The sequence below is a fragment of the Massilia cellulosiltytica genome, assembly GCF_047325105.1.
Classification (GTDB): domain Bacteria; phylum Pseudomonadota; class Gammaproteobacteria; order Burkholderiales; family Burkholderiaceae_D; genus Telluria; species Telluria orientalis.
In genome coordinates this window covers 6,699,725-6,723,717 of record NZ_CP168562.1, presented here as the reverse complement: position 1 = coordinate 6,723,717, position 23,993 = coordinate 6,699,725, and the positions used below count along the sequence as shown (strand labels likewise).

22 protein-coding genes are annotated in these 23,993 nt (G+C 64.8%); 6 read left to right on the top strand and 16 right to left on the bottom strand.

Annotated features, from left to right (window positions below):
• Positions 1-29: 29 nt before the first annotated feature.
• From ACEN9H_RS29540 to ACEN9H_RS29495, 10 genes are read right to left on the bottom strand one after another with little or no spacing between them, the layout of a single operon-like run.
• Positions 30-1,196, bottom strand: coding sequence for a TIGR03088 family PEP-CTERM/XrtA system glycosyltransferase (locus ACEN9H_RS29540; protein ID WP_413673040.1), 1,167 nt, complete (start codon positions 1,194-1,196; stop codon positions 30-32).
• Between the two features lie 13 nt (positions 1,197-1,209).
• Positions 1,210-2,427: a TIGR04063 family PEP-CTERM/XrtA system glycosyltransferase gene (locus ACEN9H_RS29535; protein ID WP_413673039.1), complete on the bottom strand. Its 1,218-nt coding sequence runs from the start codon at positions 2,425-2,427 to the stop codon at positions 1,210-1,212.
• Positions 2,428-2,458: 31 nt separating this feature from the next.
• Positions 2,459-4,021: an exosortase A gene (gene xrtA, locus ACEN9H_RS29530; RefSeq protein WP_413673038.1), complete on the bottom strand. Its 1,563-nt coding sequence runs from the start codon at positions 4,019-4,021 to the stop codon at positions 2,459-2,461.
• Positions 4,012-5,214: a TIGR03087 family PEP-CTERM/XrtA system glycosyltransferase gene (locus ACEN9H_RS29525; protein WP_413673037.1), complete on the bottom strand. Its 1,203-nt coding sequence runs from the start codon at positions 5,212-5,214 to the stop codon at positions 4,012-4,014. Before ACEN9H_RS29525 ends, xrtA begins: the two co-directional genes overlap by 10 nt.
• A 3-nt stretch (positions 5,215-5,217) precedes the next feature.
• On the bottom strand, positions 5,218-6,315 hold the full coding sequence (locus ACEN9H_RS29520) for a FemAB family XrtA/PEP-CTERM system-associated protein (RefSeq protein ID WP_413673036.1): 1,098 nt from the start codon (positions 6,313-6,315) through the stop codon (positions 5,218-5,220).
• Positions 6,312-7,196, bottom strand: coding sequence for an XrtA system polysaccharide deacetylase (locus ACEN9H_RS29515; protein ID WP_413337311.1), 885 nt, complete (start codon positions 7,194-7,196; stop codon positions 6,312-6,314). The genes ACEN9H_RS29520 and ACEN9H_RS29515 overlap by 4 nt, the downstream gene beginning before the upstream one ends.
• Positions 7,193-8,263: an XrtA/PEP-CTERM system-associated ATPase gene (locus ACEN9H_RS29510; RefSeq protein WP_413673035.1), complete on the bottom strand. Its 1,071-nt coding sequence runs from the start codon at positions 8,261-8,263 to the stop codon at positions 7,193-7,195. Before ACEN9H_RS29510 ends, ACEN9H_RS29515 begins: the two co-directional genes overlap by 4 nt.
• A gap of 17 nt (positions 8,264-8,280) precedes the next feature.
• Entirely contained in the window at positions 8,281-9,864 is a 1,584-nt protein-coding gene (locus tag ACEN9H_RS29505; protein ID WP_160406952.1) for a TIGR03016 family PEP-CTERM system-associated outer membrane protein, read from the bottom strand.
• Positions 9,845-10,786: an XrtA-associated tyrosine autokinase gene (locus tag ACEN9H_RS29500; RefSeq protein WP_413673034.1), complete on the bottom strand. Its 942-nt coding sequence runs from the start codon at positions 10,784-10,786 to the stop codon at positions 9,845-9,847. Before ACEN9H_RS29500 ends, ACEN9H_RS29505 begins: the two co-directional genes overlap by 20 nt.
• A 16-nt stretch (positions 10,787-10,802) precedes the next feature.
• Positions 10,803-12,347, bottom strand: a complete 1,545-nt coding sequence (locus ACEN9H_RS29495) for an XrtA system polysaccharide chain length determinant (RefSeq protein WP_371764200.1) — start codon at positions 12,345-12,347, stop codon at positions 10,803-10,805.
• Positions 12,348-12,756: 409 nt separating this feature from the next.
• On the opposite strand from ACEN9H_RS29495, the gene ACEN9H_RS29490 reads away from it, so the two are divergent.
• The 6 genes from ACEN9H_RS29490 (at position 12,757) to ACEN9H_RS29465 (ending at position 17,363) form a co-directional block, all read left to right on the top strand.
• Positions 12,757-13,515 carry a S1C family serine protease gene (locus ACEN9H_RS29490; RefSeq protein ID WP_413337316.1) on the top strand — a complete coding sequence of 253 codons (759 nt, stop codon included), beginning with the start codon at positions 12,757-12,759 and terminating at the stop codon, positions 13,513-13,515.
• Positions 13,516-13,647: 132 nt separating this feature from the next.
• Positions 13,648-14,277 carry an XrtA/PEP-CTERM system exopolysaccharide export protein gene (locus tag ACEN9H_RS29485; protein WP_056134225.1) on the top strand — a complete coding sequence of 210 codons (630 nt, stop codon included), beginning with the start codon at positions 13,648-13,650 and terminating at the stop codon, positions 14,275-14,277.
• A gap of 190 nt (positions 14,278-14,467) precedes the next feature.
• Positions 14,468-15,088 (top strand): hypothetical protein, encoded by a 621-nt coding sequence (locus tag ACEN9H_RS29480; protein ID WP_413673033.1) that lies wholly within the window; start codon positions 14,468-14,470, stop codon positions 15,086-15,088.
• Between the two features lie 18 nt (positions 15,089-15,106).
• On the top strand, positions 15,107-15,373 hold the full coding sequence (locus tag ACEN9H_RS29475) for an HPr-rel-A system PqqD family peptide chaperone (RefSeq protein ID WP_413673032.1): 267 nt from the start codon (positions 15,107-15,109) through the stop codon (positions 15,371-15,373).
• Positions 15,367-16,284: an HprK-related kinase A gene (locus ACEN9H_RS29470; RefSeq protein ID WP_413673031.1), complete on the top strand. Its 918-nt coding sequence runs from the start codon at positions 15,367-15,369 to the stop codon at positions 16,282-16,284. Before ACEN9H_RS29475 ends, ACEN9H_RS29470 begins: the two co-directional genes overlap by 7 nt.
• Positions 16,281-17,363 carry a nucleotidyltransferase family protein gene (locus ACEN9H_RS29465; protein WP_413673030.1) on the top strand — a complete coding sequence of 361 codons (1,083 nt, stop codon included), beginning with the start codon at positions 16,281-16,283 and terminating at the stop codon, positions 17,361-17,363. Before ACEN9H_RS29470 ends, ACEN9H_RS29465 begins: the two co-directional genes overlap by 4 nt.
• Before the next feature lie 67 nt (positions 17,364-17,430).
• Here the strand turns inward: ACEN9H_RS29465 and ACEN9H_RS29460 are convergent, their stop codons facing one another.
• From ACEN9H_RS29460 to ACEN9H_RS29435, 6 genes are all read right to left on the bottom strand, one after another.
• Complete coding sequence (locus ACEN9H_RS29460) at positions 17,431-18,327, bottom strand: PEP-CTERM sorting domain-containing protein (RefSeq protein WP_413673029.1); 897 nt, start codon at positions 18,325-18,327, stop codon at positions 17,431-17,433.
• Between the two features lie 309 nt (positions 18,328-18,636).
• Positions 18,637-19,548 (bottom strand): PEP-CTERM sorting domain-containing protein, encoded by a 912-nt coding sequence (locus tag ACEN9H_RS29455; protein WP_413673028.1) that lies wholly within the window; start codon positions 19,546-19,548, stop codon positions 18,637-18,639.
• 188 nt (positions 19,549-19,736) lie between these two features.
• Positions 19,737-21,026 carry a glycosyltransferase gene (locus ACEN9H_RS29450; protein ID WP_413673027.1) on the bottom strand — a complete coding sequence of 430 codons (1,290 nt, stop codon included), beginning with the start codon at positions 21,024-21,026 and terminating at the stop codon, positions 19,737-19,739.
• 79 nt (positions 21,027-21,105) lie between these two features.
• On the bottom strand, positions 21,106-22,164 hold the full coding sequence (locus ACEN9H_RS29445; protein ID WP_413673026.1) for a molybdopterin biosynthesis protein MoeY: 1,059 nt from the start codon (positions 22,162-22,164) through the stop codon (positions 21,106-21,108).
• Positions 22,161-23,048 carry a ThiF family adenylyltransferase gene (locus ACEN9H_RS29440; protein WP_413673025.1) on the bottom strand — a complete coding sequence of 296 codons (888 nt, stop codon included), beginning with the start codon at positions 23,046-23,048 and terminating at the stop codon, positions 22,161-22,163. Before ACEN9H_RS29440 ends, ACEN9H_RS29445 begins: the two co-directional genes overlap by 4 nt.
• Before the next feature lie 68 nt (positions 23,049-23,116).
• Positions 23,117-23,893 (bottom strand): N-acyl amino acid synthase FeeM domain-containing protein, encoded by a 777-nt coding sequence (locus ACEN9H_RS29435; protein ID WP_229412290.1) that lies wholly within the window; start codon positions 23,891-23,893, stop codon positions 23,117-23,119.
• Positions 23,894-23,993: the final 100 nt, after the last annotated feature.

The following is a 23,993-nucleotide window of genomic DNA, read 5'->3' as shown; positions in this document are numbered from 1 at the left end:
TTGCTTGTGTTGGGTGAAACGGTAACGCGTCAGTGTGCCTTGTTTCGGCAAAGTCCGTCGTACAGCGCGCCGTACGCGGCCACCATGGCGCGCAGGCTGAAACGGTCTTCCACGCGCGCGCGGGCAGCAACGCCGTGGGTGGTACGCAGGCCGGCATCCTGCGCGTAGCGCGCCAGCGCGGCCGCCAATGCGTCGACGTCGCCGACCGGCACCAGCAGGCCCTGCACCCCTTCGTCGACGACTTCCGGAATGCCGCCGACGCGCGAGGCGACGACGGGCAGGCCGCATGCCATCGCTTCCAGCATCGAGACGGGCGTGCCTTCCGCCAGCGAGGGCAGGGCGAAGATCGAGAACGTGTGCAGCACCGCGGCGATGTCGGCGCGTGCGCCGGGCAGCCACACGGCGCCGTCGAGACCGAGCTGCGCGACCTGTTCGCGCACGGCCGGCAGCAGCGGGCCGTCGCCGACGATCGCCAGCTTCAGGCGCGGCGCGAGTCGAGGCAGCTGATTGCGCAGCCGCGCGAACGCGTCGACGAGGGCGCGGTGGTTCTTGACGTCCTGCACGCGGGCCACGGTGCCGATCACGATGTCGTCCGCATCGAAGGGCGCGTCCGCCGCGGGCGTGCCGCCGGGCGCATATTTGTCCGTGTCGACGCCGTTCTTGATGAACAGCGTCTTCGCGGTGGGGATGCGCACGACGTCGCCGAGCCAGCGGTTGAGGTCTTCCGAGACGGGAATGAAGCGGTCGACGAACGGCACAAGGCGGCGGCGCAGGAAGTTGTGCTTCGGGTTCAGGCCGTGCGGATCGCTCGCGTCGCGGCCGTGTTCCGCGTGGATGCGCACGGGGACGCCGGCCAGCGTCGCCGTGAACGCGTATTCCAGCGCAGCCAGGTTGTACGTGTGCAGCACGGTGGGGCGCAGGCGCCGCATCAGGCGCCAGAACGTCAGGTGCGTGCCGAGGCCGAGGCCCGGCGGCTTGCCGAGCGCGTGCAGCTCGACGTCGCGGCGGGCGATGCGGTCGGCGAACGACGTATAGGTCGTCAGGCAGACGACGGCGTGGCGCCATGCCGGCATGCGGTTGATGCAGTCGACGAGCAGCGTCTCCAGGCCGCCCACGCCGAGCGAATACACGAGGTGCACGACCAGCGGCCGGGTGTCGACGCCGGCCGGGGTGAGTGCAGGAGCAGGTGCATTCATCGTCGCAGTTCCATCATGCCGCCAGCGCCTTCTGCGTCAATCGGCCGTAGATGGCCGGATAGCGGCCCACGCTGACCTTCCAGTTGCGTTCCGTCTCGACGTAGTGGCGGCCGGCCTGGCGCAGCTGCGGCCACGTCTCCTGCGCGGCGAGCAGCGCGCCGACCTTGTCGGCCAGCGAGTCCGGATCGTCGGCGCGGAACAGCACGCCGGTCTTGCCGTCGGCGATCAGTTCCAGGTGGCCGCCGACGTCGGATGCGGCCAGGATGCGGCCCTGCGCCATCGCTTCCAGCGGCTTGAGCGGCGTGACGAGGTCCGTCAGGCGCATCGACAGGCGCGGGTACACGAGCACGTCGAGCAGGTCGTAGTACTTGTTGACCTGGTCGTGCGGCACGCGGCCCGTGAACACGATTTTGTCGGCGATGTTCAGGTCTTTCGCCATCTGGCGCAATTGCGCGTCCTGCGGGCCGCCGCCGACGAGCAGCACGCGCAGGTCCGGCATGCGCGCCACGAGCGTCGGCACGGCGCGCAGCAGCACGTCCAGGCCTTCGTACGCGTAGAACGAGCCGATGAAGCCGATCAGGCGCGAGCCGGCGAGGCCCAGTTGTTCCTTCAGTCCGAAGTCGGGCGTGCCGCCCATCGAGAATTTTTCGATGTCGACCGCGTTCGGGATCACCGTGACCTTGTCGGCCGGGACGCCGCGCGCGACGATATCCTTGCGCAGGCCTTCGCAGATCGTGGTGACGGCGTCGGCCTGCTTCAGCGCATAGGTCTCGAGCGCGCGCGTGAGGCGGTAGCGCAGGCCGTTCTCCGTGCTGGTGCCGTGGTCGACGGCGGCGTCTTCCCAGAACGCGCGCACTTCGTACACGACGGGGATGTTGAAGCGCTTGCCGGCGCGCAGCGCGGCGATCGCGTTCAGCGACGGCGAGTGCGCGTGCAGGACGTCCGGTTTCACGAGCGGGATGATCTCGGCCAGGCGCTTGGCCAGGCCGTCGATCACGTTCACCTGGTTCAGCACGGGCATCTTCGCCAGCGCGCCCTTCGATTCCGGCGTGCGGTAGAAGTGCAGGCCGTCGACGGTTTCTTCCAGCATGTCGCCGGAATTCTGCTTGGCGCCGGTGACGTGGAAGGTTTCCCAGCCGAGCGCGCGTTGTTCGCGCAGGATCGAACGGGTGCGGAAGGTATAGCCGCTGTGCAGCGGGATCGAGTGGTCGAGGACGTGCAGTACACGCATGGTCGTTTTCCGTTCTGGTTGTCGCGTTGTGTTATTGGCGGGTGCGGGTCGCGTTCAGCGCCTGGTCCAGTGCCGGGCCCTGTTCGGCCAGGAAGCGGTGCAGCGCGGCGCGCGCCCGTTCCTTGTCGTTGTCGTACGGGACGGCGAGCATCACGGCGGCGCCGTCGTCGCCGCGCAGCAGCGCCTTGTTCGCGGCCTGCCACAGCTTGCCGACGGCGTCGTTGCCGGTGTAATGACCGCCGACCCATTTGAAGGACCAGACCATGATCGCGCTCTGCGGCGTGCGCAGGATGCCTTCGTGCAGCGTGACCGGCGTGCCGGCGACGGTCTCGGCACGCGACGTGCCTTCGACCTCGTGCCAGGCATCCTCGTAGCCGTTCAGGCGGTTCATGGAGCTGATCAGGCTCTTGTCCGGGTTCTGGTTGCGGTAGTACAGGACGGTCAGGCTGACGGGCACGCCGCCGGCCTGGTAGGCGCGGTGGAAGCGCGCATCCGGTTCCATGTAGAAGGGCTTCCAGTCCGCGAAGTCGGCCGCGGCCGGCGCCGTCACGGCGACGTCGGCCAGGCGTACGGGGGCCGGATTGTGGTTGGCGCGCTCGCCCACCAGCGCCAGCGCGGGCCAGAACGCGCACACGAGCAGCACGCCGATCACCATCGCCGGCAGGCGGCGTGGCGTGCCGGCGGCGCGCGGCGCGGATGCGGACGTGGCCGCAGTCGCGGAGGCGGAAGCCGGCGCGGCGACGGTATCTTCGCGCCAGAAGCTGCCGATCCAGAACATGACGAACATGACGAGACCGAAGAACAGCCAGCCGTAGATGATGTGGTCGACGCCGGTCGCCAGCTCCATGCCGGAGAGGTGGCCGATCATCACGATCATGTAGGCGCGCAGGCCGTTGGCGATGATGGGGACGATGACCGACAGGCCGATGAACAGCGCGCGCCGGAGCATGGACCGGTAGGTCAGGTAGGCGTACAGGCAGCCCAGCGTGATCGAGGAAATCAGGTAGCGCACGCCGCTGCAGGCTTCCACCACGGACCAGCTGCCGGTCGGCAGTTCGAAGCGGGTGCCGCTGCGCAGCACGGGGATGCCGGTGGCGCGCACGGCCCACACCGTGAAGTCGGCCGTGAACTGGATCAGCGGTGCCACGAAGATTTCGCCGAACGGCACCGCGAACAGCAGGAACAGCAGGGGGAAGGCGAGCGAGCCGGCCAGGCGCGGGCCGAACAGCGCCAGCGCGGCGACGGGGAACATCGCGACGAACGAGTATTGCGACACGACCTGCACCTCGCCCAGCTGGGCCGCGAGCCAGCCGGCGCCGAGGACGCCCAGCAGGAGCAGCGCGGGCGGCCAGGGCTGCGGCGGGTACAGGCTGAAATTCTCGCGCCGGCGCCAGATGAGCCACAGGCTGATCGGCAGGATCACGTAGCCGTGGGCGAAGGTTTCGGAACTGTTCCACACCGAGACGATCGAGCGCACGGTGCCCAGGTACAGCAGGAACGGCGCGAGCAGGGCCAGCACGATCAGCGCCGTGCCCTGGCGCGAGATGGGAGCGGAAGTGGCGTTGATCACGCCGGGCGGCGGTTTCAGGAACATTCGAGACTCTCCCCAATACAGGCCAGGTTGCTGGACCAGCTGTAGCGGCGCTGGACCTTGGCGCGGGCGGCGGCGCCGATCGCGGCGGCCGCGCTGTCCTGGCCGGCCAGCAGCGTGCTCACGGCGTCGACGAAGGCGCCGGCATCCTCGGCCAGTACCAGTTCGCTGCCCGGCACGGCGTCGATGCCTTCCAGCGCCTGCGGCGACACGACGACCGGCGTCGCCATCGCCATCGCTTCCAGCACCTTGTTCTGGATGCCGCGCGCGATCCGCAGCGGTGCCACCGACACGGCGGCATGCGCGATGTAAGGCCGTACGTCGGGCACGGTGCCCGTCACGACGACGCCCGGCAGCCTGGCCAGTTCCTGCACGGCCGGCGCCGGGCGCGAGCCGACGATGTAGAACTTCACGTCGCCGAAGCGCTCGCGCAGTCGCGGGAAGACGTCGGCCGCGAACCACTGCACGGCATCCACGTTCGGCCAGTAATCCATCGCACCCGTGAACACGAGGGCGCGCTCGTCCGGCGCATACGGATTCGCATGCGGGTGCTCGGGCGAGAAGTAGTCGGTGTCGACGCCGTTGCTGAAGTGGCCGATCTTGGCCCTGCTTTCCGGCGCCAGCTGGCGGAACAGATCCGCCTCCGGCGCCGAGACGAACAGCGACGCGTCGTAGTCGCGCGCCACGCGACGTTCGTATGCCAGCAGCTGGCGCGCCTCGTAGCGGTACAGCCAGTTCATCGGCCACGATTTCTGTTCGGCGTACTGTCTCCACTTGTCCGAGTCGACGTCGCAGAAGTCGACGACGCGGCGCGCCGAGCGGTACGGGTCGGCGTACTGCGCCATCGCCGACGAGAACACGAGCACGCGCTCGATCTTGTGTTTCGCCACGGTGGCGTCGACCCAGCGCGCAAGCGAGGCGTCGCGGTAGTACTCGAGCGACAGCGAGCGGTTCTTCAGCAGGGCCTGCAGGCTGCGCACGCGCGCCAGCATGGGCTTCATGCCGGCGAAATGGCTGCTGGCGCACAGCGCCTCGACATGCGGCACGTACTGCCAGTCGTCGGGGTCGTCCACGAACGTGGCCAGGTGCACGCGGTAGTGCCGGGCCAGGTGCTTGAGCAGGTGGTACGAGCGGATCTTGTCGCCCTTGTTGGGCGGATACGGGATCCGGTGGATCAGCAGCAGCAGGTCTTCCATCGCTTATCCCAGGTTACGGACGATGTAGGGGCCCATGAAATTCGCCACCGGCAGCGGCAGCTTCTTCCACATCTTGATGAACAGCTGGTATTTCGGGTTCAGCGGATTGTTGTCCGGCAGCGCGGTCGCGCCGTACAGCTTGTACTCGTACGGCAGGTGCTGCGCCGTGAAGCCCCAGTTCTTCTTGAAGTCGTAGGCGCCGGTGCCCAGCTTGCTGCGGCCGAAGTCGAACAGCCGGCAGCCGCGCGCGCTTGCTGCCTGCATCAGGTTCCAGTACATGAAGTCGTTGCCGGCCACTTCGCGCGCGAGGTCCATGCCGCCGCCGTAATAGGGCACGACTTCGTCGCGCCAGTAGAACGACAGCACGGCGGCCACGAGGCGGTTGTCTTCCGTGACGATGGTGCGCACTTCGCACTCGTCGCCGAAGACTTCCTGCAGCATGGCGAAGTATTTTTTCGGGAACACCGGCGTGCCCAGGCGGTGCACGCTGCGGGCGTAGGCTTCGAACATGCGGTCGACGTTGTCGTCGACTTCACCGCGCAGGCCCAGCTTGATGCCCTTGCGGACCATCGCGCGCTGCTTGCGCGGGATGGCGTTCAGGTTGGCCTCGTCGTCGCCCGTGATCTCCTTGCGGAACGTGACGTACAACTCCTTCGTGTGCCAGCTGGCGTCGTCCGGGTGGAAGCGCTGCATGCCGCGGTATTCCAGATGGCCGACGCCGAGCTTCTGTGCGAGTTCGTGCGCGGCCTGGTCGAGCATGGCGCGCGCCGCATCGGTCGTGGCGGCCGGGCCGCCGTACACGCAGAACGGCATCGCGCCCAGCGAGTGGCCGAACAGGCGGCTCCTGATTTCCGCGAGGGGGAGGACGCCGAGGATCTGGCCGTCCTGCTGCACGTAATAAAACCAGGTCTTGATGCCGAACGAGCCTTCGATGACCTTCTGCCAGCCGGACAGGTGGAAGAAGGTGGCGTCCGGGCAGGCGCGCACGAATGCGTCCCAGCGGGGATATTCGTGCGGTTGCAGCAGGTGCAGCGTCATGGGAGAAGTGGCCATGACGGGCGCGGCCCGTTTGGCCTGTGCGGCTTCGATGATCGAGTTCATGGGCGGTTCAGGAAGATGTTGTCCATGCGGTCCCACGCGAAGTCGCGCGCGAGGGATTCGATGCGGCGTTCCATCCGGTCGATGTTGATGTAGTGGCGGAAGCGCGCCTTGGCGCCGAGGCCTTCGGGACGCGGCTGGCCGGGGTCCACTTCCCACGGGTGGAAGTAGAACAGGGCGGGCTGGCCATCCTCGCGGTTGACCTTGGCCATCATCCAGCGCGACAGCGCGTACGGCAGCAGGCGGAAATAGCCGCCGCCGCCGGCCGGCAGGTTACGGCCCATCATCTGCACGGTCGTGATCGGGATTTCCAGCAGGCCGTCGGTGCCGTTCGGGTAGAACGCGAAGCGCGGCGCTTCCGGCATGCCGTAGTGGTCGTGCACGACCGGGTAGATGCTGGAGCTGTAGCGGTAGCCGGCGTCGAGCAGCTCGTCGAGCGCCCACAGGTTGTCGCGGCCGATCGAGAAGCTGGGCGCGCGGTAGCCCAGCACGGCCTGCCCGCCGATGTCTTCCAGCAGCGCCTTGGCGGAGCGGATGTCGTTGGCGAATTCGGCGCGGGTCTGGTCCGAGGCGCGCAGGTGACCGTAGCCGTGGCTGGCCAGTTCGTGGCCGGCGGCGACGATGCGTTTCACCACCTGCGGATAGCGTTCGGCGATCCAGCCCAGCGTGAAGAAGGTGGCGCGCACGCCGTGGCGTTCGAACAGTCCAAGGATGCGATCCATGTTGGCTTCGACGCGGCATTCGCGCGTCGGCCAGCTGGCGCGATCGATGTAGGGGGCGAATGCCGAGACCTGGAAGTAATCCTCGACGTCGCAGGTCATCGCATTGCGGATGCGTTGCCCCGGGGCCGGCACGGGCCGCGGGGCGAGTTCGACCATGTTCATTCTTGATTATCCATAGGGTGGGTTACCGCCCCGTGGGGCGTGGCGACGATCTTCTTCAGGATCGACAGCACGGAAACGATCGATTTCTCCAGGCGCATCATGCGTTCGTCGAGCACTTCGACGCTGCTGACGCGGCGCTCGCCGATGCGCTGGTCGATGGTGCGCAGGCCGGTCTTGTAGTCCGCGTCCCCATCGTCATCGGACAGGTGGCCCGGCAGCGTGTCCGGTGCCGGCGTGCCGACCGGGTCGGGCACCTGGAATTCTTCGCTGATGTCCTTGACGACGGTATTGATGTCCTGCTCGCCGAACGCGTGCATCTCTTCCAGGAAGCCCATCAGCAGCACGCGGTCCATCAGCGTGTTGACCTTGCGCGGGATGCCGCCGCTGTAGGCATAGATCGCGTCGTGCGCGCCGTCGTCGAACGCCGGGTCGCTCTTCCAGCCGACGGTGGCCAGGCGGTGCTCGACGTAGGCGCGGGTTTCCTGCGCATCCATCGGGCCCAGGTGGTAACTGGCGATCACGCGCTGGCGCAGCTGCTGCATGCCGGGGCTGTGCAGGGTGGTGCGGAATTCGGGCTGGCCGAGCAGGAAGGTCTGCAGCAGCGACTTGTCGTCGGTCTGGAAGTTCGACAGCATGCGCAGCTCTTCGACCGTGCGCGCGGACAGGTTCTGGGCTTCGTCGATCACGAGCAGGGCGCGCTTGCCCTGGTGGTCGACGTCGCACAGGAATTTTTCCAGGCGCGTGAGCAGGTCCGTCTTGCTGGCGCCCTCGTACGGCAGGCCGAAGGCCGAGACGACCATGCGCAGGGTGTCGTCCGGATCGAGGTGCGTGTTGACGATGTGGGCGGCCACGATCTGGTCGGAGGGCAGCCGGTTGAACAGGTTGCGCACGAGCGTGGTCTTGCCCGCGCCGACTTCACCGGTGATGACGATGAAGCCCTCGCCCTGCGACAGGCCGTACTCGAGGTAGGCCATGGCGCGCTTGTGGCCTTTGCTGCCGAAGAAGAAATGCGGGTCCGGGCGCAGCTGGAAAGGTTTGGCGGATAATCCGTAAAAAGACTCGTACATCGTATGCCTCCGCGGGCTCAATACTGGACGGTAAGCGTCGCCACGATCGCGTTCTCGTGGTAGTCGCGGTTGTCGAATACGCCGGCGCGGCCTTTCGAGTGGCGCAGGTCGAGCGATCCGGTGGTCTTGGTGTCGAAGCGGCTGCTCAGTCCCATGCTCAGCTGGCGGACGTCGTTGGTGACGCCGGTGCGCAGCGACTTGACGTTCACGCCGTACAGGCTCGCGTGGGCCGACGTGCGCGAGGACAGCTTGTAGTCGGCACTCGCGCTGGCGCCTTTCTGGTCCGTGTCCTCGTTCAGGGAGCTCAGCTGCGATGGCAGCAGGGTGCTGTCTTCCTGCTGCAGCGACAGGGCGTTCATGCGTTCCTTGAACACGGTGAACAGCAGCGTGCTACGCGCCCCGCGGAGCGTGGCGCCGCCCTGCAGGCGCTTGTTGCGCATGTAGCGGTTGCTCAGGTAGGGGATGGCGCTGGGCAGCGTGGGCGGCAGGCCCGCTTGCGCGATATAGGCCTGCACGATCTGCTGGCGCTGCACCGGATCGGGATAGCGGCTGACGAGCATCTGGTCCAGCATGGCGGCCGTATCGACCGCGGCCGGCAGCAGGAATTGCTGGCGCGACGTCGTGACGATGTCGGCATAGGTCACCGTCCACACGGTGTGCGGCGTGCGGTAGCTGGCGTCGAGCGAACCCGTGTTGCCGAAGTAACGGTGGCCGACCGTGGCCGCGATGCGGGTGCGGGTCGACGGTTGCCAGATGAAACCGGCGGACCAGCTGCGGCCGCTCGTCTTTTCGGAGAGCGCACTGTATTCGTACTTGTCGTAGCCGACGCTGGAGGTCAGGCTCAGGTGCGACGTGGCGCGGTACTGCAGGCCGGCGAGGCTGTTCTCGTTCGTCGTCTTGCCCGTGCGCTGGGCGCTCATGTCCTGGTGCGAATAATGCACGTTCCAGCCGAGGTCGGGGAATGCCGGACCGCTGGCCACGTCGAACGCACCCGTGCTGGCCAGGCTGTTGCCGAAACCGCTGCCGGTGCCGCCTTCGACCGAATCGCGCTGGTAGCGGGCGTTGAGGGTGGCCGTCGTGCCGAACTGGTGGCGCACGTAAGGGCTGATGCTCCAGGTGCGGATGTCCGTGCCGTTGTTGGCCGTGTACGAATTGTTCGGCAGCGGGCCGAACGCCGACACGGCCTGGCGCGAACCGCTCGCGCTGGTGTCCACATACAGCCAGTCCCTGACGGCGATGGCGTTGGCCACGGCCTGGTAGCGGCGGTCGCTGTTGCGCGTGTTGCCGATGTCGTCGTTGCTATAGGCGAACTTGCGCCATTCCGCGCTCGCCGCGACCTTCAGGCGCGGACCGGTGCCGGTGATGCTCAGGCTGGGCGCCGCTTCGCTGATGAAGCTGCCGTGGGCCTGATCGTCCGCCTGGTTGCTCGCGTTGTCGGAATACGTTTCGCGCAACTGGATCGTGGGGATGACCCGCCATTGTGCCCACGCCTGGTTCGACAGCAACAGTGCCGCCACTGCAAGCGGCGTGAGCCGGAGGGCGGCGCTGCGCGGCCATTTGACCGGCCGGTGGACGGACAAATTAGCCGTAGTGATAGTCATACGTTTCTTCGATGCCGGGGAACTCCCTGGTCTTGTTATAGATGAGATTGACGTTTTGATAGCCTTCCAGCTGGTGCAGCGCTTCCTTGACCGCATGCTGGGTCGTCGTCTGGGCTTCGACCACCATGACGATCTGGCCCATGTGCGAGGCCAGCACGCGCGATTCGCTCGTCAGCAGCAGTGGCGGCGAGTCGAAGATCACGATGCGGTCCGGATAGCGGTGGGCGATCTCGTCCACCAGCGAGCTCATGGACGAGCTGGCCAGCAACTCGGTCGCGCGCGGGGTGCTGGTGCCGGCCGGCAGGATCGACAGCGTGTCGACGTTGGTGCGCAGCATGACGTCGGCCATGTCGATCTTGTCGTCCAGCAGGATGTCCATCAGGCCGCGGTGCGCGGGCAGGCCGAGCGAGCGCAGCACCGACGGGCGCGCGACGTCGGCGTCGACGAGCAGCACCGTATGGTCGAGTTCCATCGCGATGCTCATCGCCAGGTTGATCGCGCAATAGGTCTTGCCTTCGCCCGGCAGCGAGCTCGTCACCATGATCAGGTTGCCGGGCTTCTCGCCTTCCGCCCGTTCGGCGAAGGCGCGCTGCAGCAGCGGACGCTTGATGACGCGGAAGTCTTCCAGCAGGCGCGTGCGGCCGCCGGCGGCGGTGACCATGCCCAGGTCGCGCATGCGGTTCAGGTCCAGTTCCACGCGGCGGGTCGAGAATTTTTGCGCCGGAGGCGCTTCGGCGGCGGCTGCGCTTGCCTGGGCCGCGGCGGCTTCTGCTGCCGGTGCTGCGTGCGCCGGCACAGTGGGCGCTACGACAGGCGCGTCCGCCTCGACGACGTCGACGGTGGCCGTTTCCGGCGTCTTGGCGACGGCGGGCGTGTTGCGCTGCAGGTCGATCCGGCTGGCCGCTTTTTCGATGATGCTCACGGTGTACTCCTTAATCTTAAAGCGTGGGACGGACCAGGATGGCAGCCATCCCGACGCCATAGGCGCCGAACAGCAGCAGGACCGAGCTCGCGAGAGCGACGAGGCGGCGCTTGCGCTTGACGGTCTGTTCCGGCGTCCAGTTCATGCCGATCGAACCCAGCACCGGCAGGCCGGTCACGTCGCGCAGCGTGCTCTGGCTCAGGAAGGTCGGACGCAGTTGGCTCATCAGGAACGCGACGGCCAGGCCGGCGACGAGGGCGCCGACGAACACCAGCGAGAACAGGCGCAGGCGGTTCGGGCCGCTCGGATGGTTCGGCACGGTCGGCGGATCGATCACGCGGAACTGCAGCATGTCGGTGGCGGACGACAGGTCGCCCGACAGGCGCGCCGACTCGCGGCGTTCGACCAGCTTCTGGTAGTTTTCGCGGTTGACGTTGTAGTCGCGGTTCAGCTGGGCGAACTGCGCTTCGATTTCCGGCGCCGTCGTGCTCTGGTTACGCAGGCGTGCCACGCGATTCTCGTATTCCGCGACGCGGGCGCGCATCGACGCCACGCGGGCCTCGGCCTGCGACAGCGACACGTTCAGCTGCTGCAGCATCGGGCTGTAGCTGGCGCCCGGGTCGAGGCTGCGCTTCTTGTTCTTGGCGAGATCGGCCTTCTGCGCCATCAGCTGATCGAGCAGGCGGCGGTTGGCGATCACGTCCGGATGCTGTTCCGTGTATTGCAGGCGCAGGTTGTCCAGGTTCTTCTGGGCCAGTGCGATGCGCGATTCCAGTTCCGGATCCACGAGGGCCGGGTCGACCGTCACGGTGCCCGGCTTGGCCGGTTCGCCGTCGATCTGGCGGCGGATCGCATTGCGCGCCTGTTCCGCTTCGGCCAGTTCCAGCCGGGCCTGGCTCAGCTGGTCGGTCGCCGTTTGCAGCTGTCCGCCGAAGTCGCCGGTACCACTGCCGCCACCCGGCAGCATGCCGAGGTTCTTGAGCTTGAACTCTTTCAGCGAGTTTTCGGCCGCGGCCAGTTTTTCCTCGTACGTCTTGATCTGGTCGTCGATGAACTGGACCGCCTTTTCGGAGTCCTGTTTCTTGCCGCTGAAGCTGCCCTCGACGAAGATCGTGAGCAGGGACGACACGACGTCCTTGCCCAGTTTCGGATTGTCGGACATATACGTCAGCGTATAAATGTCGTCGCGCTCCGTGCCGGTGATCTTGATCTGCGATATCAGTTCATCGACGATCTTGTCGTGTTCCTTGCTGTCCTTGGCCTTGACGTCGAGGTCGACCATGCGCATCAAGCGCTCGACGTTCGGGCGGCTGATCAGCGTGCGGCGCATGAACGTGACCTGTTGCTCCAGGTTGGGCACGGTCGTCATATTCGAAAGCAGTGGCTTCAGAATACTTTGCGTGTCGACATACACGCGTGCCGACGCTTCGTACTGATTGGGCAGGCGCAATACCACCGCCCAGCCGATCAATGCGACAACCCAGGTGATGACGACGGCATGCCAACGGTATTTGCCAATCGCCTTGAGGAAGTTTAGAAGTACGGCTGTGATCTCTGCCATCTCGTCAGTCTCGCCATGAACGACCCGTTACCCGTGGGGAAGAGGGGCCTAAAAAATAATCAAATATCTCGCATGATCGCTTGTACCCCGAGCAATTGCAATTACACGCGAGAAAAATATGGTGAGCTCATTCGGGAGTGCCTCATCTGCAACGCAAATGCCACCGAGCAAGCTGAGGACCGTGGGGTTTTTTGCTTAATATCCGTGAATTATTAGCATGGATTTAATAAAAAATCGTTAAACCGTTGTACGCCTTCAACGCTGACAGCGGACGGTGAGCGATCGCATCGCGTAGACTTACGTTTCAGCAATTTTTCAAATTCTAACGCTTTATTGTAATGTCTAAATTGCAAAAGGGGGTGCACGGTTGATGCCGTTTCGTAATAGATTCTGGTCACGCCGCCGCGGATTGACGGCGTTACTGGCGGCAGGCGCGCTGGCGGCAGGCGTGTTGCCTGGCCAGTCGATGGCGACCGACCTGCGGCCCATCGTGCCGGTCATCAAACGCTCGGTCGTCGGTATCGGTACGTTCGAGCGGACCCGCAGCCCGTCGACCGTCTTCAACGGTACCGGTTTCGTCGTCGGGGACGGCCTGGACGTCATTACCAATGCCCACGTCGTACCGGCCACGCCGGCCGACGGCAAAATGGTACAGCTCGGCATCGTCTTGCCGGACGGAGAAGGCGTGCGCTTCCGCCCGGCCGAACTGGTGGCGCGTGACAACGAACACGACCTGGCCCACCTGCGCCTGTCCGGCACACCGCTGCCCGCGCTCGAGCTGGGCGATTCGGATACGGTCCAGGAAGGCCAGGAACTGGCATTGACGGGTTTTCCGTTGGCCATGGCCTTGGGCCTGCATGCAGCCACGCACCGGGCGACGCTCGCGGCGATCACGCCCATCGTCCGTCCGTCGCTCGGCGCACGCAGCCTCGACCCGCGCCAGATCGCCGCACTGCAACGCGAACCCTTCAATATCTTCCAGCTCGACGGGACGGCGTATCCGGGCAACAGCGGCAGTCCCGTCTACGATCCCGCCACTGGCAAGGTGCTCGGCGTGATCAATGCCGTGTTCGTCAAAGGATTGAAGGAGACGGCGATCTCGGCGCCGAGCGGGATCACGTATGCGATTCCGGTGAACCATGTCCGGGACTTGTTGCGAAAAAAATAGGCAGAAAAGCCGCAAGCACGTCATGACCATGAACAATTTATATTGTGCGGCGTCTGTTCATTTGGCACTATGCTATACAATACCAATCTGTTAATGGCTTTATAACAATGGCTTTACCGAAAGGGATCTGACGTGGGCAAGTACAAGGCGAACCTGGGGAAATATTCGGCGATCGTGCTCGCCGCTGCATGCGTGCTGGCGCTGGGCGGTTGCGCAACGCGTGGTGGCCAACAGCCGATCGAGACGCAGGTGACCGATTCCCAATATCTGATCGGGCCGGGCGATGCCGTCAACATCATCGTCTGGCGCAACCCGGAAGTGTCGATGTCGGTGCCGGTCCGTCCGGACGGCAAGATCACGACGCCGCTCGTCGAGGACCTGCCGGCCGCCGGCAAGACGTCGACCGCGCTCGCGCGTGACATCGAAAAAGCCCTGGCCAAGTACATCCAGCAACCGGTCGTCACCGTCGTCGTCACGAACTTCATCGGCAATTACTCCGAACAGATCCGTGTGATCGGCCAGGCGACCAAGCCGCAGGCGCTGCCATATCGCCGCGACATGAGCCTGATGGACGTGATGATCGCCGTCGGCGGCACCACCGAATTCGCGGCGGGCAATCGCGCCAGCCTGATCCGTAACGTGGACGGCAAGCAACAACGCTTCAACGTCCGCCTGGACGACCTGATCAAGGATGGCGACATCTCGGCCAACGTGCCGATGCGTCCGGGCGACGTCCTCGTCATCCCGGAAAGCTTCTTCTGATAACATCAGTCGTCGATATTTTTTACACCACTCAGTGTTCCAACATACAATAGTGGTTGCTGGGTGGTACGGCGCCAAAATAAGCACCTGATTTAATGTAAGTTTTTCTTCCAGGAACCACGTTGGCGTAAAACTTGCTTGATCAGGTACTGGTCGCCCTCAGTGAGCGACAACATTTTGGGGAACGCACGTGGCTACCGAACATCAAGATAACGACAAGATCGAACCGGCGCCGTCCTTGACCAAACGGGGCGCGGCACGCCGTCGCCTGGCCAAAGCCGGCATGGGCGCGGGGGTACTCGCGACGCTGGAAAGCAAATCGGCGATGGCGTCGATGGTCTGCAGATCGCCTTCGGGCTCGCTGTCGGACGGCTTGTCGACGAGTCATTATGGGCCGAAGGCGCCGGCCTGCGGCGGCCTGTCGCCCGGTTACTGGAAACAGCCCCAGCACGCCTGGCCGGTGTCGCGCGACCTCAAGTTCACCGATGTCTTTTATGCGGCCAGCCCCGGCACGGCCTGTCCGGTACGGGCTGCCTCATACGACAATGGCAAGTGCTACGAGCCGGGCTCATACTTCTGCGCCAAGCTGGAAGACATGCTGAACCCGCAGTCGTTCGACACGAACAAGGTCGGCATGCACCTCGTGGCGGCTTACCTGAACCTCGAGCAGAAACTGATCGACTTCATCGACCTGAACGACCTGAAGACGATGTGGAGCGAGCTGCAGACCACGGGCCGCTACAGCCCGACCGCCGGCGTGTATTGGGACAATGCGCAGGTCGCCAACTACCTCTGCTCGATCCACGACTGAAGACAGGCGGCGAAACGCATGTGGCGTCTGATGCCTGGCCAGGCGCTGGCCTGCCGGGAATGGGATGGGGAAGCCGTGCTGTACAACGACTTGTCGGGCAATACCCACCTGCTGGATGGCGCCGCGCTCGACCTGTTGTTCGCCCTGCGTGACGAGCCCACCGATGCGGTTGGGCTGGCCGGCCGCCTGGCCGACCGCTTCGATGCCGGCGACGACGACCTCGTTTCCCTGATCGACGAGATGCTGGCAGCGCTTGCCGGGCTGGACCTGATCGAGCCATGCTGACGGTCGGTTCGCTGTCGCGCGCCGAACTGGCGGCACGCCTGTCCGGTGACGGCCTCGTGTTGCGCACCGGCCCCTTCATAAACCGCATCCGCAGCGACGTGGCGCCCTTGATCGACAGCGTCGCGCTGATGTATGCGGATTACCCCGTCGAGCCTGTGGGCGGCTTCGTCGACTTCCACCTCGAACTGCGGCGCTCGGGCGGCTTGCGCCGCTGGTACAAGTCACAGGTACATTTCGCCTACGACGGCACCACGCCGTTCCAGCCCCTGCCGCTGGCGCAGGCGTATCCGATGCTGGAATGGACCATGAACTGGTGCGTCTCGCACCGCGCCCACGGCTACCTGATCGTCCACGCGGCCGTGCTCGAGAAACACGGCCGCGCCATCATCCTGCCGGCACCGCCCGGCTCCGGCAAGAGCACGCTGACGGCTGCCCTGCTGGGCCACGGCTGGCGGCTGCTGTCGGACGAGATGACGCTCGTGCGCCTCGACGACGGCGTTGTCGTGCCGCTGCCGCGCCCGGTCAGCCTCAAGAATACGTCGATCGACATCATCCGTGCGTTCCGTCCGGACGCCATACTGAGCCGGCCCGTGGAAGAAACGACCAAGGGGACGATCGCCCACCTGAAGGCGCCGGGAGCAAGCATCGCCCGCGCCCTGGAACCCGCGCGCCCGGCCTGCATCGTGTTCCCGCGCTGGGAAGCCGGTGCCGCCATCGCATTGGAGCCGCTGCCGAAGGCGCGCGCCTTCATGCAGGTGGCCGACAACTGTTTCAACTACCAGGTGCTGGGGGCGCGCGGCTTTACGGCCCTCGGCGGGCTGATCGACGCCAGCGACGCCTACACGTTCCGCTACAGCAGCCTGCCCGAGGCGATGGCGCTGTTCGAGCGCCTGGTGCTGGGGGACGCATGATGCCGCTCTTGATACGCGTGTTGCGCGATCCGGGCACCGTGCAAGGACTGGACGACGCCGGCTGGGACCTGCTGCTGCGCCAGGCCGACGCCGCCAATCTCGACGCGTACCTGCTCGTCCTGCTGGAAGATGCCGGCCTGCTCGATGCCGTTCCCGCCGCGCCGCGCGCGCACCTGGAGTGGACGCGCGTGGGCGCCGCCGCACATGCCAGGGCGGCCCGCTACGAAGTGCGCCAGATCGGCCGGGCGCTCGACGGGCTGGGATTGCCGCTGATCCTGCTCAAGGGCGCCGCGTACGCGATGGCGGGCCTGGACGCCGGCCGCGGCCGCCTGTTTTCCGACATCGACATCCTCGTGCCGAAGGCGCGGCTGCCCGAGGTCGAGGCGGCGCTCATGATGCATGGCTGGATCACCACGCACCACGATGCCTACGACCAGCGCTACTACCGGGACTGGATGCACGAGTTGCCGCCCATGCAGCACGCCCGGCGCGGCAACTCGATCGACGTGCACCACGCGATCTTGCCGGAAACGGCTCCTGTACGCCCGGATCCGGCCAAGCTGCGCGCGAGCGCGCGTCCGATCCCGGGCGAGCCGCACCTGGCCACGTTGTCGCCGGCGGACATGGTCCTGCACAGCGCCGTACACCTGTTCTTCGACGGCGAATTCGACAAGGGCCTGCGCGACCTCGTCGACCTGCACCGGCTGCTGACGCAATTCGGCCAGGCGCCCGGGTTCTGGGAGACGTTGCCGGCGCGGGCCCGCGAGCTCGAGCTTGGGCGGCCGCTGTTCTATGCGCTGCGCTATTGTCCGCGCCTGCTCGGTACCGTCGTCCCGCCGGCCGTGCAGGCGGCGGTCGCGTCCGAGGGACCAAACGGGGCCCTGCTGTGGCTGATGGACCGGTTGTTCGCGCGCGCGCTGCTGCCGCTGCATGCAAGCTGCGCGGACGCAGCCAGCGGCGCGGCGCGCTTTGCCTTGTACGTGCGCGGGAACTGGCTGCGCATGCCGCCGCCGCTGCTGGCCCGGCACCTGTTTCATAAAGCGTTCCTCAGCGGGAAGAGCGACACTCAGGCGGCTTGACCCGTCGGGACATAAAAAAACCGCGGCCGAGGCCGCGGTTTTTACATGGTGCGGATGCCTGTCCGGATCAGGCCTTCGGAGCACGGCGGCGCTTGGCACCGACCAGGCCCAGCATGCCCATACCCAGCAGCATGATGCTTGCCGGTTCCGGCACGCGGCCGTTCTCGACCGAGAAGGCACCGTCGACCTTGAACACCAGGTCGCTCGGCGTCACGCTGTAGTCCGGGAACAGCGCGTCGCCACCTTGGTGGAAGCCGCTGGTCAGCGAGTCGCCGGCCGGCAGGTTCAGGTTCGAGTCGTACTTGAAGGTCACGTTCGTCAGGCCAGCCAGGTAGTTCTGGTCGATGAAGTCGCCCGATTCCATGATCGAAGCGCTCAGCTTGGTCGAGCCGATGCCGACACCCGTAGCGCTGTCGGTGGTGAACGTCGACAGCGTCACGTTCGGATCCACGGTCAGCAGGGCAACCATGATGCCATCATCGAAACCGGTGCCGGTGCTGGTGAAGGCGTTGGCTTTGGTGTCGTAGTAGATGGCGACTTTATTCGCGCCCGGGGTGTTGTTCAGGCCAAAGCTGGCGTTCAGGGTGGTGCCCGACGTGCTGGACGTTTTCACGAATTCGCTCAGCTTTGCGACGATGGTGAATTCGAAAGCCGAGGCGTCGTTCGCGGCGCCGTCCGCGGTCGAGTCAAGGTTGCCGCGGAAATTGGCGGTCGTGCTGCCGTTCACGGCGGACAGGTTGGCTTGGTAGAGGAAGTCGAACTGTTTGCCTACGGTCAGTTGCTGAGCGCTCGGGATCCCCTTGGCGACGCCGCTGCCGGTCGAGTTCCAGTCCAGGCTGGTCACGTTGGTAGCGTAGACACCGCCGCTACCGTCTTGCAGGGTGAATGCTTGTGCCGACGATGCAGCGAATGCGAAACCGAGTGCGGCTGCAACCGGAATCAATTTGCGGAACGAAATCTTCATGTTGGCTCCAAGTGGATGCTTATTAAGTTGTTCGGTATAGGCTCCGCGTTCTGCGGGCTTGTTCCCACTTAATGCAAACCCCGTGCCAGTTTTCTATTTTTCTTATAAATCAAAAGCTTACGTTAATAACTTGCGTCCGGGGTAGGCCAACTGTAAAAAATTCCGATTTTTATGTGTCCTTGCGTAAAGTTTTTAGATGTTTTTAGGAAAGAATGCGCAAAGGAAATCAGTCATATCACAAAGAAAGTTGCGCAAAATAAAAAACCGCAGCCGAAGCCGCGGTTTTTGTGGGGCTGATGCCCGTGTGAATCAGGCCTTCGGAGCGCGGCGGCGCTTGGCGCCGACCAGGCCCAGCATGCCCATACCCAGCAGCATGATGCTTGCCGGTTCCGGCACGCGGCCGTTCTCGACGGCGGTCGCGCCGTCGACCTTGAACACCAGGTCGTTCGGCGTTACGCCGTACGCCGGGAACAGGGCCGTGTTGCCGCCAGCACCGGAGTGGAACGAGCTGGTCATCGAGTCGAGTGCCGGCAGGTTCAGGTTCGAGTCGAACTTGAAGCTGACGTTCGTCAGGCCCTTCAGATAGTTCTGGTCGATGAAGTCGCCGCTTTCCATGATCGAGGCGGTCATCTTGGTCGAGCCCAGGCCGCTGCCGGTAACGACGTTGGTGGTGAACGTGGACAGCGTGGTGGCCGGATCGACGGTCAGCAGGGCGACCATGACGCCGTCGTCGAAACCGGTGCCGGCGCTGGTGAAGGCGTTGGCTTTGGTGTCGTAGAAAATCGCCACTTTATTGGCGCCGACGGTGTTGTTCAGGCCGAAGGTTGCGCTGACCGTCTTGTTGACCGGATCGACCGACGACGTTTTCACGTATTCGCTCAGCTTTGCCACGATCGTGAATTCGAAAGCCGACGAGTCGTTCGGGGCGCCGTCCGCGGTCGAATCCAGGTTGCCGCGGAAGTTGCCGGTGGTCTGGCCGTTCACGGACGACAGGTTCGCCTGATACAGGAAGTTAAAAGGGTTGCCTTGCGTCAGTGCCACGCCGTTGGCGATGCCTTTGGCAACGCCACTGCCGGTGGAGTTCCAGTCCAGGCTGTTCACGTTGGTTGCGTACGTAACGCCAGCACCATTTTGCAGGGTGAATGCTTGTGCCGACGATGCGGCGAAGACCAGACCGAGGGCGGCTGCGACCGGGATCAGTTTGCGGAACGAATTCTTCATGTAGGCTCCAAAAGTGGATGCGTGTTAGGTTTGTTCGGTTGAACCGCATGCTCGTTGATGCGGCTCATACCAACCCTAATGCAAATGCCGTGCCAGGAAGCGTTCTGCTGTTCTAAATCAACGACTTATGAAGAAATGCAAGAAATTACCCGATTCGGGGGAATAGTTGCTGTAAAAAATTTCGACAGTTATTGAGCAGCACTTGGTAACGCATTTTTTTGATTCTCGGTTGCAACGGTATTGATGTCCACGTAAGCGGTCGGTGCATGGCGATGGAATGCCTGTACGCCTTCCAGGAACGCCGTCATGCGTTGCGCCGCCGGATAGTTGGAGAAGGCGTCGGCCACGCGGCGGGCGCCTGCCCTCAGCGCCGGATCGTCGAGCATGGCGCGCACCTGGCGCGTCAGCTTCTTGGCGCGGAAGCGGTCGGCGCGCAGCAGGGCGCCGGCACCGGCCTTGATGACGCCGCTCATGTTCAGGAACTGGTCGAGATTGCTGGCGATGCCCAGCACCGGCACGCCGGCGGCCAATGCCTGCTGGCTGGTCGGGCTGCCGCCGTTGCAGACGACGAGGCTGGCGCGCTGGGCCGCCAGGTCGCCCGGCAGATAAGGGGCAACGAACGCGTTCGCCGGCGCACTGGCCACGTCGATCGTGCCGGCCGTGGCGGCGATGACCGTCACCGGCAGCGGCGCCAGCGCTTCCAGCACGAGCGGCAGGAGGCGGCCCTGGCCGGAACTGCCGAGCGTGACATAGACGATCGGCTTATCTTCCGGTAATTTATCCCACCAGTCCGGCTTGGCCAGCGGCGGCGCCCAGATGATGGGGCCGATGTAGGCATGCTGCTGGGGCAGGCTCTTCGGCGGGAAGAGATCGGGGACGTCGGCATACATGCTGTAGTCGGCGTCCGTATAAACCTTGCGCAGGTCGGTACCCAGCGACGGCAGGCCGTACTGGCGGCGTACGCGGTTCAGCGGCACGGAATGCGAGGCGAACGCGACCGGACGCGCCATGCGGAAGATCGCATTCGCGATGCGGATCGGCAGCAGGCGCGTCAGCGGGATGTGCGGCACGGCGTAATGCTGCACGACGTACGGGCTCCAGTAGGCGTTCATCAGCGACACGTACGGAATCCGGCGCAGCCGTGCACTGACCGAGAGCGACAGGCGGAAATCGCCGACGACGATGTCGGGACGGACCGCGTCGAGCACGCGCAGGTCGTCTTCGACGTAGCTGGTGAGCGTCGCCGTGCTGTACACCGGCTTGCCGCCCGCGAGCGCGTCGAGGAATTGCTGGCTCGGAATGCTGTGGATGGTCCAGCGGGTGAACTGCGTCCCGTTGAAGCAGAATTCGTAGCCGTCCGCGCACGCGACGTGCACGTCGAAACGTGCGGGATCGAGGGATTGCGCGAGCGCGATGGGGCGGCCGACGTGGGCGAGCGTCACGGCTTCCGCAAAGAACAGGATTTTGATACGTTCCATAGGGGTATCGATAGAAAGAGGGTTGCGGGAACGTGCCAGGCGGACGGCGCCGGCGGCGCGGACATCCCGCGCCGCCGGTTTACTTCATCAGTTCTTCGAGCGGCTTGCGCAGCGAACGGGCCTGGGGCGCCGTACCGGCGCCGAGCCGGCCCATGAAGACCGGATGGCCGTTGCCGGTGCCGATCAGCTTGTGCAGACGTTGTTGCAATTGCCGCGCCGAACCGTGCAATTTGTCGACGGTCGAGAACGGCTCGCCATGCTGCACGTAGGCGGAAAAGATCAGGGGCGTCATCTCCGGCTGCATCGCCAGGCCCAGGTCGGTCAGCGTGAGCCAGAAACGCTGCACGGCGCGGCCGGCGGCGACGTGATCCTCGACGGTTTCCGGCGCGTGTCTGGCCATGATGACGAAGTGGGCGGCGCAGCGCAGGCCCGGCACGAGGTCCATCTGCAGGCGCGGCGCCCAGGTGCCCATCAGGCGGTTCATCGTCGACAGGCGGCCCCAGCTGACCATCGCCCATTTCATCAGGCGCAGGGTGGCGGCATCGACGCCCAGGGCCTGGTCGGGCACGCGGTCGGGGCTGTGGCGTGCGTTCCAGTGGATGATGCGGCGGTGTACCTCGTAGGCTTCCGGCATCGTCAGGCGCAGTTTGGCGTTCGAAAACATCAGGCGCGCCGCGGCCAGTTTGCCGCTGAATCCTTCGATCCAGCGCACTTCGTAGCCGGGGCCGACGCTGTCCTCGAGGGCACGTTTTTCCTCGGGCAGCAGGGGGCGCGTGCTCATCGCGCGGCGCTGCACGCTGCGGGTCGTGATGGCGTCCAGCAGCGGACTCGGCTTCACAGCGGAATCGGGCACGAAGCGCACGTCGAATACGGGCAGGTGGTCCTGGTCGTCCGGACGCCGGGTAATCTCGGCGCGCAGCCCGTGGGCGGTGGCGGCGATCGCCATCGTTTCCAGCAGGGTGCCGTGCGAAATCTGGCTCGGGCGGCCGCGGAAGTCGTACACCGTATCCTCGCGGGTATCGTGGAAGTGCACGGCCACGTGGTCGGGACCGAGCACTTCGAAACGCCACACCTGCGTGTTGTCGCCGCTCGGCGCCCAGCGCGCCAGGTCGAGGATGTCGCGGAGGGTCTGGTTCATGCCTGTACCGCTTTCCCGGCGAGCTCGCGCGTCATCTGGCGCTTGGCGACGGCGATCATCAGGCGGTGGAACGGGTTGCCGTTGCCGCCCGGGCGCCAGGTGTGGGCCAGCTTGTTGCGATAGGCGTCGAACTGCATGCCGTGCGGCGCGGCCAGGACCTTGCCGCGTCCCAGCAGGATCTTCAGCGCCTCGGTGGCGACGATGCCGGCGCACAGCTGGCAGGCCATGAACGTGGAGGGACCGCGGCGCTCGGCGAAATTGACGGCGTCCGGCACGACGAGGTACGGGCGGTGCAGGCCGGCCGGCGCCAGGCCGACGACGAAGCGAATGGCCTTGTCCAGTTCGGGCAGGTCGCCCCATTGGAAATATTCTTCGAACGTCATCTGGCCCGGCATGAAATTCAGCAGGGCGGCACCCATGCCCAGCGGCGCGGCCGTCGTGGCCGGGATGCCGAGGCGGGCGCAGGCGGCGAACGTCTGCTGGCGGGCGTCGAAGGCAAAGAAGTCGAGTGCGTCGACGTAGAGGTCGACGCCGTCCAGGAACTGGTCGAGATTGCCCTGGTTGACGCCGTCAGGAAAGATCTTGACGTCGATTTCGGGATTGATGTCCTTGGCCATGCGGGCCAGGACTTCGGCCTTGGGCTGGCCGACCGTCGACATCATGGCGCCGACCTGGCGGTTGAAGTTGACGATGTCGAAGGTGTCGAAGTCGGCGATATGAAACTTCGCCACGCCCAGGCGCGCGAGGGTGAGCAGGTGTACCCCGCCGACCCCGCCGCCGCCGGCAATGGCGACGCGCTTGCCGCGCAGGGCCTGCTGTTCTGCGGGCGTTACCCAGCCGATATTGCGCGAAAACGCCTGTTCATAGCGGAACGGATTTGTCATTGATGAGGAAAAACGGTTTTATCGATAAAACGGCCGAAAGCACCGATATCTGCTACGCACAGCGCATTTTATGCGTGTTGTTCGTCCATGCGCAGGAGGCGGTTGATGATGCCTCGTTCTTCACGCGGCGAGAAGAAATAGGGATAAAACGAACGTTCGGACACGTTGTTATCGGCGCTGAATGTGCCACCGTATTTCTGGATCTGTTCCGTCACGAATTCCAGATTCACACGCAGCAGGTAGGCCGGTGCCTCGACGCGCGGATTGATTTTCAGCTGGCCCTCTTGCTGGAAACCGAGCATGCGTTCGTAGAAACGCCGGTGGCGCGGATTGACCTCGATGACGATATCCGTGCACTGGTGGATGTCGCGGGCATAGATCACGGCCAGGTGAAACAGGTTGGCCAGTGACGTTTTAGAGCGGACCGACGGGTCGAACGCCAGCTTCGTGAACTCGCACAGGCGCGCACCCTTGTTGCGGTGCGCGTCCAGCTCTTCCTTGAAGATCTGGTCCGCCATCAGGCCGATCGGCGAATCGATACCAATCGTGAGCGTACCGACCACGTCACCCTTGTCGGTGGCGGTGAGGGTAATGCGATTCGGGTCGTCGCTGAATTGATGGGTGCCGGCATAACCGCGCCAGGCATACATCTTGTTGATCAGCATACTTGCCGAATTTCGCCCGTCCGCAGTATCGGTAAGCCGGATTCCATACGAATCGTGGTTCACGATAACATCCTCATATTGCGAGGGCGTCATATTATCGCGATCACCAAAATCATGAGCGTCCGATAGGGATGCGGCCGAACCACCCTCTGGATCCTTGAAATCGTCGAAAGTCGTCATCGCAGGATTCCCCAATTGTTTAAAAACGTTCGCGTACTGCGAACGGAGTTCTGGTCGCCCAACGCCCTGGCAGTGCCGGGCGTGGATTATTATTTATTTA